This window comes from Oceanobacillus sp. Castelsardo (assembly GCF_001659985.1).
Classification (GTDB): Bacteria; Bacillota; Bacilli; order Bacillales; family Amphibacillaceae; genus Oceanobacillus.
In genome coordinates this window covers 281,165-297,098 of sequence record NZ_LYCS01000004.1, presented here as the reverse complement: position 1 = coordinate 297,098, position 15,934 = coordinate 281,165, and the positions used below count along the sequence as shown (strand labels likewise).

Here is a 15,934-nt window from a genome sequence, read left to right as displayed (position 1 = left end):
TTGTTTTAGTTTACTTTAGGAGGTACTATTTATGTTTATTCATAATAAAGAAGTAAAAGGTGCAATAGATAATGAAACTCGTTGTAAGCATTATCATGGATATAATGACCGTATAGCAGTTAAATTTTATTGTTGTAATGAATATTTTTCTTGCATTACTTGTCATCATGAACATGGTTGTGGAAAACAAAAAGTATGGCCACACCAAAAATTTGATGAAAAGGCAGTGTTATGTGGTTCGTGTGGTACGGAATTAACGATAAAAGAGTATTTAGGAAGTAAGTCAACTTGTCCAGTATGTACGAAAACTTTTAATCCGGGATGTTCGAATCATTATCGTTATTATTTTGCCTTGTAAAGATATAATTGTAATTTTTACATATAAGTTAGAAAGGGGAAGAGAGATGGGTGAGAATGTAAAGTTTCTATTTATTCATGGTGCTGGTGGAACAAAAAATAAATGGAGGAAAATATCAGAAGACATTCGTAATGAATCTATTATAATAGATTTGCCCAATCGTTTAGAATTGTCACAAGATTATTCTACCATTGAAGATTTCGCTATGATACTAGATTCCGAACTGAACAATGATGTTATTGTCGTTGGTCATTCCATGGGAGGCTTAATTGGACTAGAATTGGCAATTAGGAGCGAACTTGTAAAGGGAATCGTTCTAGTGAATAGTCATTTTCAATTGCCAGTAGATGCGAATGTATTGCAGAAGCTTAAGGATGGAAATTTTCCAATAGGATTATTTCATGCATCCTATAGTAGAGATGTGGACAAGCAGCTGCTTGAGGAAGAGATGAGAGATAGGAAAAAGGTTTTAATTGAAACAACCTATTTTGACTTTGTTGCATGTAACCAATATTCTAGAGGCGAAGAAATAATTAGCAATTTAGACATTCCAGTATTAGCAATTCTTGGTGACCAAGATCGTTTACTTCCTAGGAACACAGTTGAAGAGTTAAAGGATAGGAACCCTAACATCCAAATTAACGTATTGAAGAATGCTGGACATCATGTCATGTTGGAAACTCCTAATGCTTTTATGGAATCTTTAAAGCTATTTAAAGTATCCATCCAAGGATTGAGTAGCCAGTAGAGTCCTGTTCAGTTCAACTTCATTCAGTAGAGTATTCATTTTAGATATGTCTGATATAGAACTTTTTAATGTATGAGTTAAAAATTGTAATTCTTTTTCCCAAATAGAAAATGGGTTTCTAAAAAGAATCTAATCTGTAAACTTCAGCATACAATGTAGAAAGGGAGTTTATTTTCTAAAAATTTTTATATATGGAGGGGTTTGTATGGTGTTTTTTTCCACTTCTGAATATCAAGAAAGATTAAAGAAGACAAAACACCGTATGGCTGCCAGTGGAATTGACGTATTATTAGTAACAGACCCTGCAAATATGAACTATTTAAGTGGCTATGATGCTTGGTCTTTTTATGTGCATCAGTTACTTGTTATTTTTATAGACGAAGATCAGCCGTACTGGATTGGAAGAGGGCAGGATGCAAGTGCAGCAATGCATACGACATGGCTTAATAAGGACCACATTTATCCATATGAGGATGATTATGTCCAATCGGCGACAAAGCATCCAATGGAATTTGTAAGCGATTTCCTTAAATCGAAAAAGCGAGACAAATATACCGTTGGTGCGGAATTTGACGCATATTACTTTACCGCAAAAAATTACTTAAAATTACGTGAAAAATTACCTAATGCTAGATTTGTAGACGCTACAAATCTAGTGAATTGGGTTCGGATTATTAAATCAGAAAAAGAAATTGAATTTATAAAAAAAGCATCCAAAATATCAGAAAATGCTATGCAAGCTGCGTTTGACACCATTGATGTCGGGGTCAAACAATCAGATGCGGTTGCAGCAATCTCTCATGCACAAATCCGGGGAACCGATGATTTTGGGGGGGATTATCCAGCTATAGTGCCATTATTACCAACAGGAGAAAAGACTTCTGCATGTCATTTAACGTGGACAGATGAGCCATTTTATCAAGGTGATCCTGTGATTATTGAACTTTCAGGTTGTTACAATCGATATCATTCGCCTTTAGCCCGTACAATCATTCTTGGTATTCCAGATGAAAAATCACAATATATAGCGGATGTTGTTGTAGAAGGTATAAATACAACACTTGGTACCATTCGTCCAGGAATGACATGTGGGGAAGTGGAATTAATTTGGAAAAAAGTTATCGAAAAATATGGAATAAGTAAAGATTCCCGATTAGGATATTCGATGGGACTTAATTATCCCCCTGATTGGGGAGAGCATACTGCTAGTTTAAGAGCTGGAGATAATACCATATTACAACCTAATATGACTTTTCATATGATACCTGGAATTTGGCTTGATAAAATGGGGATTGAAATCAGTGAATCTTTCCGCGTAACAGAAAATGGATGCGAGGTACTAACTAATTTTCCGCGTGAACTACTGACGAAACCAAACATTCGCCTAGCCTAACTAGGTAGACTTATAATCAACCCTCAGGTGGATATATATATTGACCTTCAGAATAAAGGGCCATTTCCTACAAAACAGGAAATGGCCCTTTTGCTATCATTTATTATTTATTTTTTCCCATACATCTGGATTGATTAAGTTTGGCGGTCTTTTTCCATTTAGACCATTTTCTAAATTTTGGGCTGCTAATTGTGACATTTTTAATTCTGTTTCGTATGAGGAGGATCCAATGTGAGGCAATGTAACTACATTTTTTAGCGTTAGTAATTCATTATCTAAATTTATCGGTTCTTGCTCAAATACATCAAGTCCAGCAGCCAATATTTCCTTATTTTTTAATGCTGCGATTAAGTCCTGCTCTACAATGGTTCCTCCTCTAGAAGCATTAATGAAAATAGCTGTTTTCTTCATTAGTTGAAATTCTCTTTTTCCGATTAACCCTTCCGTTTCTTTCGTTAATGGGGTAATTAAACAAACGAAATCAGCCTCTTTTAATAGATCATCAAGATCTTTATAAGTCGCATTAAATCTCTCTTCAGCTTCCGTTTTTTTTGTTCGACTATGATATAAGATTTCCATATCAAATCCATGGTGGGCACGTTTGGCAATCGCATTCCCGATTCTACCCATACCTATGATTCCAAGTTTCTTATGATGCACATCAATACCATAGTGTTCCTCTGTCAATGATTCAATCCATTGACCAGATTTAACATAGTGATCTAGTTCTGGAATTCTTCTTGCGGTTGCTAATATTAGTCCAAGAGCCATGTCTGCAACCGTATCAGTTAAAATTCCCGGGGTATTGGTTGCCATGATGTTTCGTTTTGTTAGTTCATCTACATCTAAGTTATTATAGCCAACGGATACATTGCTAACAATTTTTAGGTTCGGTGCTCTATCTAATAAGTCACGAGTAACGGGTAACCCTAATCCGATGATTCCATCAGCCTCTTTAAGGGATTGTATAAAATTTGGGTCAGAATTTATATCGATATTTTTGAAAAAGCAAACATTATAATGCTTTTTTAGTGCATTTAGAACAGGTTTCTCCACTCTTTCGTAGGCTAAAATTTTCATAATAATTCTCCCCTCCAATACAGTAATTCATCTAACATACGTTCAAAATAACGGGAATAACTGGATAAGTCAAGATGATTTTAATTGATTTTAATAATTCGGAATTTTATTGACAATTTAAATAGCTTCTTTTAAAATATAATTAGTTGTTTGTCGACAATCGACATAAATCCGTTTTTGATAAATACAATAAGGAGTAAAACCAGATGAATAATAAAGATATAATTGTTAGAAAGTCATTGGGGGAGATAATTGCTGGGTATTTAAAGAAAGATATATATAATAAAAAGATAAAATTTGGTGAACGCCTAATTGAGGCTGATTTAGCGGAACGTTTTGATGTAAGTAGAAGTACAATCAGAGAGGCCTTTAAAATTTTAGAGCAAGAAGAGCTGGTTTTTAGTAAATCACGAAAAGGAACGTTTGTATCAGATTTCACAGAACAAGATTTAAATGAAATGATAGAGTTACGCCTTATAATTGAACCAAGAGCATTTGTGAATGCGGTGTCAATTTTAAATGAAGAGAATTTTCGAGACTTAGAACAAATGATTGAAAAAATGAAAGATACAGCAGAAAAAAGTGATTGGAATGCTTTATTTGATCTAGATATGCAGTTTCATCAATATGTTGTAAGTATGAGTGATAACTCTCGGATGATTAAAATTTATGAATCAATTAATGTCCAAATGAGGGTTTATTTAGCACATTTAGATCAATATTATTCCAGTCCGAAGTCTTTTTATCAAGAACATAAAGAGCTATTTGATACATTATTGAAAAAAGATGCTAGTTTGGTTGAAAAGAAGACTATAGAGCATATAACTAATGTAGGGGAAAAATTGCTGCAAAACTCTTCCGGTGATTAGGTTATGTTTACATACCCTTTCAAAATGGAATATAAAAATAGGCGATTTATAAGATGGGAGTGCTGGATAAATGAAATTATATAACATGTATATCGATGGTCAATGGTTTGGAGAAGGCTATGAAACTATCAAAGTAATAAACCCGGCAAATGGAGAGTTAGTAGGAGAAGTCCCGTATGCTGGAGAGAAAGAAACAAATCAAGCAATTAATGTAGCTCATACTGGGTTTAAAAAGTGGTCATCACTTACTGCTTACGACCGCGCAGGTTATTTAAGAAAACTGTATCAGTTAATGATGGAACACCAAGAAGAATTAGCTGAAATGATGACATTAGAAATGGGAAAGCCAATTAAAGAGTCTCGTGGTGAGGTTCAGTATGCGGCATCCTTTATTGATTGGTTCGCTGAAGAAGGAAAACGTATATATGGTGAAACGATTCCGACTCATGCAGGGAGTAAAAGACTGCAAGTATGGAAAAAGCCAGTAGGTGTTGTAGCTGCAATTACTCCTTGGAATTTCCCGATAGCAATGCTTACAAGGAAAATGGGTCCTGCTTTAGCCGCAGGGTGTACGGTAGTCATTAAACCGTCTAGTGAAACTCCAATAAGTGCTATTAAACTTATTGAACTTTGTGAGAAAGCAGGATTCCCAAAGGGGGTTGTTAATCTTGTAACGGGCTCATCCTCTAAAATTACAAAAGCAATTATGGAAAATAATAAAGTACGTAAGATTACGTTTACTGGTTCTACAGAAGTCGGAAAAATTTTAATTAGACAAAGTGCAGATCAAGTGAAAAAACTTTCTCTTGAGCTTGGTGGGCATGCACCATTAATTGTATTAGATGATGCGAATGTTGATACTGCAGTAAAAGGAGCAATAGCATCAAAATTCAGAAATACAGGTCAAACTTGTATATGTGCAAATCGTATATATGTTCAATCTGGTATATATGATGAATTCGTGGAAAAATTTGCTAAAGCGGTAAAAGGTTTAAAAGTTGGAAATGGGATGGATGAAATGGTTGATGTTGGCCCATTAATAAATAAGGAAGGTTTAGAAAAAGTAGAAAATCATGTGGAGGATGCAGTGAGCAAAGGGGCTAAAGTAGTCGCCGGTGGAAGTCCATATACTAAAGAAAATGTTGGATTTTTCTACACGCCAACAGTAATAAAAGATGTAAATGAGTCCATGGTTGTTATGGAGGAAGAAACGTTTGGTCCAGTGGCACCAATCCAAAAAGTTGAAACAGAAGAAGAAGCAATTCAACTAGCCAATGATACGCCATATGGATTAGCTGCTTATGTATTTACGGAAAATGTAGCAAGAGGAATGCGTGTCATTGAGAGACTAGACTATGGCATTGTTGGATGGAATGATGGAGCCCCTTCAGCTGCACAAGTTCCATTTGGCGGAATGAAAGAAAGTGGTGTTGGTCGAGAAGGTGGGCATGAAGGCATTGATGCGTTTGTAGAAACCCAGTATGTAGCAATAGGTATGGAATAAGTGAAAATGGGGCATTTGTGATAAAGAGGCAAGTAAATGGATGAATTGATATGAGTAGGGCTGTGACATTTGAAAATATTGTTCACAAGACTTGTCATCTAACTGATTTGTCAGAAGTAAATGTTTATGCATTTAATCAAGCATATGCTGCATAGTTTAAAAATGTAGGTTACCTGAAAGGGGGGAGTGTATTGGAAATGTTGAAACGAGTGGAAAGGATGGAAGATAAAATGATTGGCTGGAGAAGACATCTCCACTCTTTTCCTGAATTAAGTTTTCATGAAATAGAAACGTCCAAATTTGTGGTGGAAAAACTACAAAAAATCCCCGGTATGAAAATTCAACAGGCAGTTGGATACCCTACTGCAATTGTTGGTACACTTACTTCTGGATCTGGGCCTACCATTGCAATTCGTGCAGATATGGATGCACTACCCATTTTGGAAAAGAATGACGTTTCCTATCAATCGAAACATAAGGGAATTATGCATGCTTGCGGACATGATGCCCATACGGCAATTTTACTAGGTTCTGCCCATATACTCTCTGAACTTTTTCAAGAAAGGCAACTACATGGTACAGTGAAATTTTTATTTCAGCCTGCCGAAGAACATGTAGATGATACTGGTTTAAGTGGTGCACCATATATGATTCAATCTGGTGCGCTAAATGATGTTGAAGCAGCTGTTGCTTTGCATATGAGTCCGGAAAATAATTTTGGAGAAGTACAAATAAATGATGGCTATAGTATGGCGAATGTAGATGTATTTAAAGCACAAATCAAAGCATCCGGTGGTCACGGTGCCTATCCTCATTTAGGCACCGACCCATTTTGGATGCTGTCTCATGTTTTACAATCGTTGTATGCTATTCCCGGAAGAAGGGTGACACCACTTGAACCTGCCGTTATAAGTGTTGGGAAAATTCAAGGTGGTGAACGAAGCAATGTCATTCCATCTATCGTAGAATTAGAAGGAACCATTCGAAGCTACTCCCCTGAAATAAGGAATTCTTTATTAGAAGAAATCTATCAATCTTTTCAATTGGTGAAAAATTTTGGTGGAGAATTCCAATTGCAATTTATAGAGGAAGATCCCGCATTATATAATGATCCACAAATGAATCGATATATCCGAAACGCATTTAGTGAAATTTACCCGGATTTTAAATTAATAGATAAACCTTTTGGGTTAGCAGGGGAAGATTTTGCTCATGTGGCACAGAATGTTCCCGCTGCGATGTTCTTTTTAGGTTGTAGTTTGGCGGATGGGAAGGAAAGAAATTTGCACACATCCTATTTTGACATTGATGAAAGGGTGCTTTCAGTAGGCGCAGCAATATTTGTTGAAATTACCAGAAGTTTTCTTGATAAGAAGTAGGTGAGGTGAAATAGAAAATCCAATTACTTTACAAAATGTTTGGGACGCAAAAAGGAGAATCACTCCCTTTTCTAAGCGCACACCCCTTATATATTCTGAATCTTTATCAGGCTTCACAGGTAAAAATGTATATTTAAAACTGGAAAATTTAAATACAACAAATTCTTTTAAAATAAGGGGTGCGGCAAATAAGATTTTAAGTTTAACAGAAATTGAAAAACTTCGGGGTATTACAACGTTTTCAACGGGTAATTTTGGTTTTAGTGTAGCATATATAGCAAAAAAGTTAGGGATACGTGCGGTTATATGTATTTCCAATCGAGTTCCTCATGCGAAAGTCGAAAATTTAAAGAACTTAAGTGCTGAAATTAAGATAGTAGGAGATTCGCAAGATGATGCGGAACGTTACAGTTATCAACTAGAAAAAGAACAAGGTTTAACTGTCATACATCCATTTGATGATGCGAAAGTTATAGCTGGCCAAGGAACCATTGGTTTGGAAACTTTAGAAGAACTACCTGAAGTGGATACGGTATTAGCAGGTCTTTCAGGGGGTGGTTTACATTCTGGTTTAGGTGTCGCATTAAAAAAGACGAAACCGGAAATCCGATTAATCGGGCTTTCCACCGCTAATGGAGCAGCAATGTTTGAAAGTATCAAGGCAGGTAAACCGATTTCTGTGGAGGAAAAAGACACATTAGCTGATAGTTTATTAGGTGGGATTGGTTTACAGAATAAATATACATTCCAAATGGTTCGGAAGTACGTTGATGACATACAGCTATTACAAGAAGAGGAATTTAAAGACGGAATGATGTTTATGTTGAAAGAACATCGAATGATTATTGAGGGGGCTGCAGCATCTGGGATTGGAGCCATTTTGAACAAAAGGGTAAACCTTGGTACGAATATGGTTATCGTTGTCACCGGCTCAAGTGTTGATATTTCAGTTGTACTTAATTTATTAAAGGTATTATAATGAAAGCGTATTTATAAATTATTTGATATATGGGGGCATCACCTTATGAATAAAATTTTATTCAATGATTCTATTATAGAGCGTGAGAAATTAGTAGATATAGAGGATAGAGGTTATCAATTTGGTGATGGTGTGTATGAAGTAATTGGAGTCTATGATGGACATTTCTTTATGTTGGAGGAACATATTGATCGGTTAGAAAGAAGCGCAAAAGAAATAAAATTATCTCTTCCATCTAAAAGGTCAGAATTAATTGAACAACTTAAGAGGCTTGTAGACGTGAATCAGCTTAAAGAAGGGGTAGTTTATTTACAAGTATCTAGAGGAGTAGCAGAAAGGTGGCATCATTTTCCATCCAATAATACGTCACCAACTCTAGTTGCTTATACAAAATTAGAACAAACCATGAAACGAGAAGAGGATAATGGAGGAACAGCTATACTAACGGAAGATATTCGATGGTTACGATGTGACATTAAAACATTGAATTTACTTCCAAATGTCCTAGCAAAGCAAAAAGCTGTGGAGCAACATGCAGTTGAAGCAATTCTTCATCGTGGAAATGTAATTACAGAAGCAAGCGCATCTAACGTTTTTATTGTGAGGAATGGAGAAGTGATTACCCATCCAGCAAATCATTTGGTTTTAAATGGTATTACGAGAAGAAAAGTGCTCGAAATTTGTAAAGAATTTAGAATAAAGGTAAGTGAAGAAACTTACACAATAAACGATTTATTAAATGCGGATGAAGTATTTATCACTGCAACAAAATTAGATGTTGTACCAATAGTTAAGGTAGACCAACATCTAATTGGAACAGGTGCTCCAGGAAATATTGCGAAGAAAATCGTTTATGCGTACAGGGATTCGATTCAGGAACGAATTGACTAAGAAATTAATGATTAGCTAGCTTGGAGGGATCATTATGCTACCACATTTCAATCCGCAAATAGAAGATGTAACGGTGGCAGAAATTGATCTAGCAGCATTTCATTTCAACGTAAAACAGTTAAAGAAAAAAATAGTTAAAAGTTTATTTTTGGCTGTCATCAAAACGAATGCGTATGGCCATGGGATTGTTCCAATTGCAAAGGAAGCAATAAAAGCTGGTGCAGATAGGTTAGGTGTCACTTCGGTGAATGAGGCTGTTACTTTACGGAAAAATGGTGTAAATCATCCTATACAAATATTAAGTGCTATATTACCTAGCCATGTCAAAGCGATTGTTCATTATCGCTTGATTTCATCTATTAGTTCAGAACATATAGCTAAAGCCCTTAGTCAAGAAGGGGCTAAACAAAACAAGACAGTGAAGGTTCATTTAAAATTAGACACAGGCTTACACCGATTTGGAATGGTTCCTGATTATATCATGAAGTTGTGTGAAAATTGTTATTCCTTACCATTTTTGAATTGGGAAGGAATCTATACTCATTTTTCCTGTGCGGATGAAGGGGATTGGGTTACTACAGAAAAACAGTATCGATTATTCCTAGATACAGTTAATAAATTAAAACAAAATGGGTATTTTTTTCCCCTCCAACATGTAGGCGCTTCAACGGTAGCGATTGAGCGTTCCGATATGCATAAGAATATGGTGCGCCCGGGTATAGCGCTTTTTGGTTATCAACCTGATGAACGGCAAAAAAAATTAATTGATTTAAAACCAGTAATGACTTTGAAAACAAAAATTGTACAATTGCATCAATTACCTGCGAGTACCAAAATAGGTTATGGCGGTACGTATGAAACAAAGCAAGATGAGAAAATAGCGATTATCCCAATTGGCCATGGCGATGGTTATAAACGAGGGTTATCAAACAAGGGATATGTGCTTGTAAGGGGTAAATATGCAAAAGTTGTTGGAACCATCTCTCTTGATCAAACATTTATTAATGTGACAAATATACCGAATGTTCAAGAGGGTGATGAAGTCATCTTGATTGGAACACAAGGAGATAACACTATTTCAGCTAGAGATATAGCAAAATGGATTCAAAGTAACGTGGATGAAATATTGGCTAGTATCATGCAGCGAATAAATAGGATATATATATATAGGGAAAAGGAGAAATAAGATGAAGCATTTCAATATAGCACTTATACCAGGAGACGGAATTGGACCAGAAGTAGTAGCGGAAGGAGTTAAAGTATTAAAAGCGATTGAAGAGGTTGATAAAAATATTTCCTTTACTTTTAAGGAATTCCCATGGGGATGTGAGTATTATTTAAAAAACGGAAAAATGATGGATGACGATGCTTTAGATAAATTAAAAGATTATGATTCTATTTATCTGGGGGCAGTAGGCTATCCAGGAGTTCCCGATCATATTTCTTTGAGGGATTTACTAATTAAAATAAGAAAAGGCTTTGATCAATATGTTAATTTACGACCGGTAGAACTTTTGCATCCGGATTTAACCCCACTAAAAGAAAAAACAGAAAAAGACATTGATATGCTCGTTATTAGAGAAAATAGTGAAGGGGAATATTCCGGTGCAGGTGACTGGCTTTTTAAAAATAAACCAGAAGAAGTTGTATTACAAACAGGGGTCTTCTCAAGAAAAGGTACAGAGCGTATTATCCGTTATGCGTATGAAGAAGCTCGTAAATCAAATCGTACATTAACAAGTATAAGTAAAGCAAATGCATTAAATTATTCCATGGTATTCTGGGATCAGGTTTTTGAGGAAGTTGGAAAAGAATATCCAGATGTAAAAACCTATTCTTATTTAGTAGATGCGGCTAGTTTATTCTTTGTTTCTCAACCAGAAAGATTTGAAGTAGTGGTAACTTCCAATTTATTTGGTGATATTGTAACCGATATCGGGGCTGCTATTACAGGTGGAATGGGTCTTGCAACAGGGGCGAATATTAACCCAGAAAGAAAATATCCTTCTATGTTTGAACCGGTGCATGGTTCAGCACCCGATATTGCTGGGAAAGGAATTGCTAATCCAATTGCTGCTATTTGGTCTGTTAGTCAAATGTTAGATTTCTTTGGACTAGAGGACTGGGCTGAGGCAGTTCTTAACACAATTAAACAAGTCTTAAAAGAAAATACATATCTAACACCAGATTTGGGAGGATCTGCTTCAACAGAAGGACTTGGGAATCAATTTGTCCAACTACTTATGAATAAAAGGGATTAATTCAAAGCTCAGAGGGATATACTTCTCTGAGCTTTAACTTATTTGAATTTGGCATTTTGTTTATATTCCAATGCCGTATTTCTTTAATTTATTATAAAGTGTGACGCGTGATATACCAAGTTTTTTTGCTGTGGCTGATTTATTTCCATTCATTTGATTTAGTATTTGTTCAATTAGTTGTTTTTCCATGGATTCTTTTTCTTTCAGTAAATTGCCACTCGTTTTGACATCAGATTTAGACGATGTTGAATGTCCGTGTTGAAATAGATGCTCCATATCCGTTTGGTGTATGATAGATTGATCAGATAAAATAATCATTCGCTGAACAATATTTCGAAGTTCACGAACATTTCCTGGCCAATGATATTCGTTCATAACTTGTATTGCATCTTCAGCTAGGATTGGGATAGTAGATTGATATTCTGAAGCAAATTGCTGTAGAAACTGCTGACATAATTCCATTACATCGCCAGTTCTTTCCCTTAATGGAGGCATAATTATTTGGATTACATTTAATCGATAATATAAATCAGAGCGGAATTGTTGATGGTTCATTAAATCTTCTAGGTTTTGATTGGTTGCTGCAATAAATCTTACATTTATGTTTCTTCCTTTTGTTTCACCAATTCGGTATAGTTCGTTTTCTTGCAGTACTCGGAGCAGTTTTACTTGCAAATCAAGCGGTAGTTCTCCTATTTCATCTAAAAATAATGTACCACCTTCTGCCATTTCAATTTTTCCTGCTTTTCCTTTCTTGTCTGCACCGGTAAAAGCACCACCTACGTATCCAAATAGCTCACTTTCAAAAAGCGCACTAGGAATGGCCCCGCAATTGACAGGTATAAATGGAGCATTCTTTCTGTTACTGGCCTCATGGATTGCCCGTGCGCAAATTTCCTTTCCGGTTCCACTTTCACCAAGAATTAATGTAGTTGCATCTGTTTTTGCCGCTTTTTTTGCTATTTGAATCGTTTTACGTAAGGCTACACTTTTTCCGATTAGTTTAGAAAAAGGTGATGTCTCATCTAAATAAAGCATCTTTTGTTTTAGTTTATTTAATTCCTCAGATTTCGTGTGAAGGTGATCATTTAATTTCACAATTGAAGTGATATCTCTTTCCAATGAGACAGCTCCTATTAACTCGTCTCTTTCATTAAATACAGGTGAAGCATTAATGACAACATGTTTATCAGGACGTGGACGATGGTAAGTATTTTTAACAGGTATTTTAGATTTAAGTACTTTTAAAACCATTAAATCTTCATTCTGAAAAAAGTTTGTTATCTTTTTGTTTAGGATTTCTGACTTCTGTATGTTGTATGTTTGAACAGCGGCATCATTCCAAAGGAGAACTTCTTTATGTTGGTTAATAACGGTAATCGCATCATCTTCAGCTGATAAAATAGCCTCTAAATAAAAATGATTATGATTCATGTGATCCCTCTTTTTAAAATACTCCTATTATTGTAAATATATTGCACAGTGAGTTTACATATGTGTAAAAAAATTTTACAATCCTTACCCATATTTAGACAGTAGATTAAGATGGATCTTGAATAAAGAGGGGATTACACTATTTTTTTCTAACATCAAATAATTGGCACAATTTTTGCATGTAATAAGTGGAAGAATAAAAACAAGAGTATAAGGGGAGGTTTCCATATGGTATTACCTTTTAAACATGAGCCATTTACTGATTTTAAGGATGAGATTAATCGTGAAGAATTTAAATTGGCTTTGAAAAAGGTTGAAGGAGAACTTGGTAAAGTGTATCCACTCATTATTAATGGAGAAAAAGTTTATACGGAAGATCAATTGGCTTCTGTAAATCCAGCTAATAAGAAACAGGTTATAGGTAGCGTTGCTAAAGCCACAAAAGAACATGTCGATCAAGCATATGCAGCTGCTTTAGAATCATTTAAGAGTTGGAGGAAAATGTCCATTCATGCACGTGCGGATATTCTTTTTAGGGCAGCTGCCATTGTACGTCGCCGAAAGCATGAATTCTCTGCCTGGTTAGTCTATGAAGCTGGGAAACCTTGGGACCAAGCAGATGGTGATACTGCAGAAGGTATCGATTTTTTGGAGTACTACGGGAGACAAATATTGGAACTATCACAAGGTAAGACTTTAAATAATAGAAAAAATGAGCATAATTCTTATTTTTATCAACCTATGGGTCCTGGGGTTGTTATTCCACCGTGGAATTTTGCGTTTGCAATCGTTTGTGGAACGACAGTCGCTCCAATTGTTGCCGGGAATCCGGTATTATTAAAACCATCGGAAAATACTCCTGTAATCGCTTATAAGATGGTAGAAGTATTAGAAGAAGCGGGACTTCCAAAAGGGGTATTAAATTTCATTCCGGGAGACCCGGAAGAAATAGGGGATTATTTAGTAGATCATAAGGAAACGAGATTTATTAACTTTACAGGTTCACGTAAGACGGGTACTAGAATCTATGAAAGGGCAGCGAAAGTACAAGAGGGACAACAACATTTAAAACGAGTTATTGCGGAAATGGGCGGAAAGGATACTATTATCGTGGACAATAGTGCGGATTTAAATGTAGCTGCGGAAGCAATTGTTCACTCTGCATTTGGCTTTTCTGGACAGAAGTGTTCCGCTTGTTCAAGAGCGGTTGTGCACAAAGATGTCTATGATGAGGTACTTGAGAAAGTAATAGCTAAAACAGAAGAGTTAACTGTTGGTAATCCTACAGAGAAAAACTATTATATGGGAGCTGTAGTCAATGATAAACAATTCGAGAAAATTAAGACTTATATTGAACTTGGTAGGAAAGAAGGGAAGCTAGTATTTGGTGGGCAAACGGATTGCTCAATCGGATATTTTGTGACACCGACGATTTTTAAAGATATTTCCCCAGTGGCAAGATTGATGCAGGAAGAAATCTTCGGTCCAGTGGTTGCTTTTGCTAAAGGGGAAGACTTTGACAATCTACTAGATATAGCAAATAATACGGAATATGGGTTAACTGGAGCGGTAATTTCCAATAATCGTGAACATTTAGAACGTGCTCGCTATGACTTTCACGTTGGTAATTTATATTTTAATCGTGGATGTACAGCGGCAATTGTTGGTTATCAGCCATTTGGGGGATTTAAAATGTCAGGTACAGATTCTAAAGCAGGTGGACCTGATTACTTGCTACATTTCTTAGAGGCGAAGGTAGTTTCAGAAACTTATTAAAGTGGATGTTCAAAAAGCTTTTCGGATTCATAAAAAATCCAAAAAGGAAGATGCGGAGTGGTAAATCTTTCGAGGGATTTCTTTATCGCTTTATCTAAAAATAAGTTTTTAAATAAAAATGCGAAACGTTGGGGATTTCAATTAGGTGCGAATAAATTTGTAGCCGGTACAAACATTGATGAAGTTATAGAGGTAATCAATAATTTAAATCGAGCGGGCATAAGATGTACTCTCGATCATTTAGGAGAGTTTATTTTTTCAAAAGAAGAGGCCATAGAAGCAAAAAAACAAATTTTATATACGTTAGACAGAATTTATTTTGAACAACTTGATTGCCATGTTTCAGTTAAACTAACGCAGCTTGGATTAGATATTGATTATTCGTTTTGTGTAGAAAATATGCTTGAAATTCTAAATAAAGCAAATCAATATAATATATTTGTTAATATAGATATGGAAGATTATTCTCATTATGAACGTACCTTAAAAGTTTTAAAGGAATTACAGAAATACTATGAAAATGTAGGAACAGTTATACAATCTTATTTATATCGTTCCAGGGAGGATCTTGAAAAGCTAAAGAATGTTCGAATCCGGATCGTTAAAGGTGCGTACAAGGAGAATGGTGAAGTCGCATATCAAACAAAGAAAGAGATAGATAGAGAATTTATTTCACTAGTAAAAGAAAGGTTATTAGGCCATAGCTATACCTCTATAGCAACCCATGACCATTCTATTATTCAAGAATTAATCCGTTTTGTTAATGATAACGGTGTCAAAAAAGATAACTTTGAGTTGCAAATGTTATATGGATTTCGTACTGAAATGCAATATGAATTAGCAAAAGAAGGCTATAATTTCTGCACCTATATCCCATTCGGAACAGATTGGTTCGGTTATTTTATGCGTCGTTTAGCGGAGCGTCCTCAAAATATAAATTTAATCGTAAAAGATAAGTTGTACACGAAAGATAATCGATTAAAAAAACAACCTATTGTTTTAAGCCTTATCTTAACCTTATCGTTTATTTTTTGGCGGCTTGGAAAATATAACACTTTCTCTCTGCATAATTCCAACTATGGCATTCAGCCAAAAGGATTAGCGAATGACAAGATTTCTAAGAGGAAAAAATTAAAAGGGTAGAAGGTAGGAAGAAGTTTCCTATCTTCTAAATCATAAATAATGGTTATATCACTTGTTTTCATATTTCATTTATGGAAAAATAAAGGAATGTGTGAAGATCTCCATTTTCAAATAAAACA

The 15,934-nt window shown here is 35.4% G+C and carries 14 protein-coding genes; 12 read left to right on the top strand and 2 right to left on the bottom strand.

What is annotated here, in order from left to right:
- The first annotated feature begins 31 nt into the window (after positions 1–31).
- The 3 genes from A9178_RS09925 (at position 32) to A9178_RS09915 (ending at position 2,499) form a co-directional block, all read left to right on the top strand.
- On the top strand, positions 32–358 hold the full coding sequence (locus A9178_RS09925; RefSeq protein ID WP_068674826.1) for a CHY zinc finger protein: 327 nt from the start codon (positions 32–34) through the stop codon (positions 356–358).
- A 46-nt stretch (positions 359–404) separates the two neighbouring features.
- Positions 405–1,106, top strand: a complete 702-nt coding sequence (locus A9178_RS09920; RefSeq protein ID WP_068674824.1) for an alpha/beta fold hydrolase — start codon at positions 405–407, stop codon at positions 1,104–1,106.
- 205 nt (positions 1,107–1,311) lie between these two features.
- Positions 1,312–2,499, top strand: coding sequence for a M24 family metallopeptidase (locus tag A9178_RS09915; protein WP_197482173.1), 1,188 nt, complete (start codon positions 1,312–1,314; stop codon positions 2,497–2,499).
- Between the two features lie 96 nt (positions 2,500–2,595).
- On the opposite strand, the gene A9178_RS09910 is transcribed toward A9178_RS09915, so the two are convergent.
- Positions 2,596–3,579 (bottom strand): 2-hydroxyacid dehydrogenase, encoded by a 984-nt coding sequence (locus A9178_RS09910; protein ID WP_068674823.1) that lies wholly within the window; start codon positions 3,577–3,579, stop codon positions 2,596–2,598.
- A gap of 206 nt (positions 3,580–3,785) precedes the next feature.
- Between A9178_RS09910 and A9178_RS09905 the strand changes: the two genes are divergently transcribed.
- The 7 genes from A9178_RS09905 to A9178_RS09875 all read left to right on the top strand — a co-directional run bounded on the left by A9178_RS09905 (position 3,786) and on the right by A9178_RS09875 (position 11,462).
- Entirely contained in the window at positions 3,786–4,448 is a 663-nt protein-coding gene (locus tag A9178_RS09905) for a GntR family transcriptional regulator (RefSeq protein WP_068674822.1), read from the top strand.
- A 70-nt stretch (positions 4,449–4,518) separates the two neighbouring features.
- On the top strand, positions 4,519–5,952 hold the full coding sequence (locus A9178_RS09900; RefSeq protein ID WP_156520738.1) for an NAD-dependent succinate-semialdehyde dehydrogenase: 1,434 nt from the start codon (positions 4,519–4,521) through the stop codon (positions 5,950–5,952).
- Positions 5,953–6,149: 197 nt separating this feature from the next.
- Entirely contained in the window at positions 6,150–7,331 is a 1,182-nt protein-coding gene (locus A9178_RS09895; protein ID WP_068674906.1) for a M20 metallopeptidase family protein, read from the top strand.
- Between the two features lie 10 nt (positions 7,332–7,341).
- On the top strand, positions 7,342–8,310 hold the full coding sequence (locus tag A9178_RS09890) for a pyridoxal-phosphate dependent enzyme (RefSeq protein ID WP_068674820.1): 969 nt from the start codon (positions 7,342–7,344) through the stop codon (positions 8,308–8,310).
- A gap of 45 nt (positions 8,311–8,355) precedes the next feature.
- Positions 8,356–9,201 carry a D-amino-acid transaminase gene (dat, locus tag A9178_RS09885; protein ID WP_068674818.1) on the top strand — a complete coding sequence of 282 codons (846 nt, stop codon included), beginning with the start codon at positions 8,356–8,358 and terminating at the stop codon, positions 9,199–9,201.
- Between the two features lie 34 nt (positions 9,202–9,235).
- The gene (alr, locus tag A9178_RS09880) at positions 9,236–10,387 is read left to right on the top strand and encodes an alanine racemase (protein ID WP_068674816.1); all 1,152 of its coding nucleotides are present in this window, start codon (positions 9,236–9,238) and stop codon (positions 10,385–10,387) included.
- Position 10,388: 1 nt separating this feature from the next.
- Positions 10,389–11,462, top strand: coding sequence for a tartrate dehydrogenase (locus A9178_RS09875; RefSeq protein WP_068674814.1), 1,074 nt, complete (start codon positions 10,389–10,391; stop codon positions 11,460–11,462).
- Between the two features lie 60 nt (positions 11,463–11,522).
- On the opposite strand, the gene A9178_RS09870 is transcribed toward A9178_RS09875, so the two are convergent.
- Entirely contained in the window at positions 11,523–12,896 is a 1,374-nt protein-coding gene (locus A9178_RS09870) for a sigma-54 interaction domain-containing protein (RefSeq protein ID WP_068674812.1), read from the bottom strand.
- A gap of 228 nt (positions 12,897–13,124) precedes the next feature.
- On the opposite strand from A9178_RS09870, the gene pruA reads away from it, so the two are divergent.
- Together pruA and A9178_RS09860 are read left to right on the top strand one after the other, a co-directional pair.
- A complete protein-coding gene (gene pruA / locus A9178_RS09865; protein WP_068674810.1) occupies positions 13,125–14,672 on the top strand; it encodes an L-glutamate gamma-semialdehyde dehydrogenase in 1,548 nt (515 codons plus the stop codon).
- A 57-nt stretch (positions 14,673–14,729) separates the two neighbouring features.
- Entirely contained in the window at positions 14,730–15,815 is a 1,086-nt protein-coding gene (locus tag A9178_RS09860) for a proline dehydrogenase family protein (protein WP_068674808.1), read from the top strand.
- Positions 15,816–15,934: the final 119 nt, after the last annotated feature.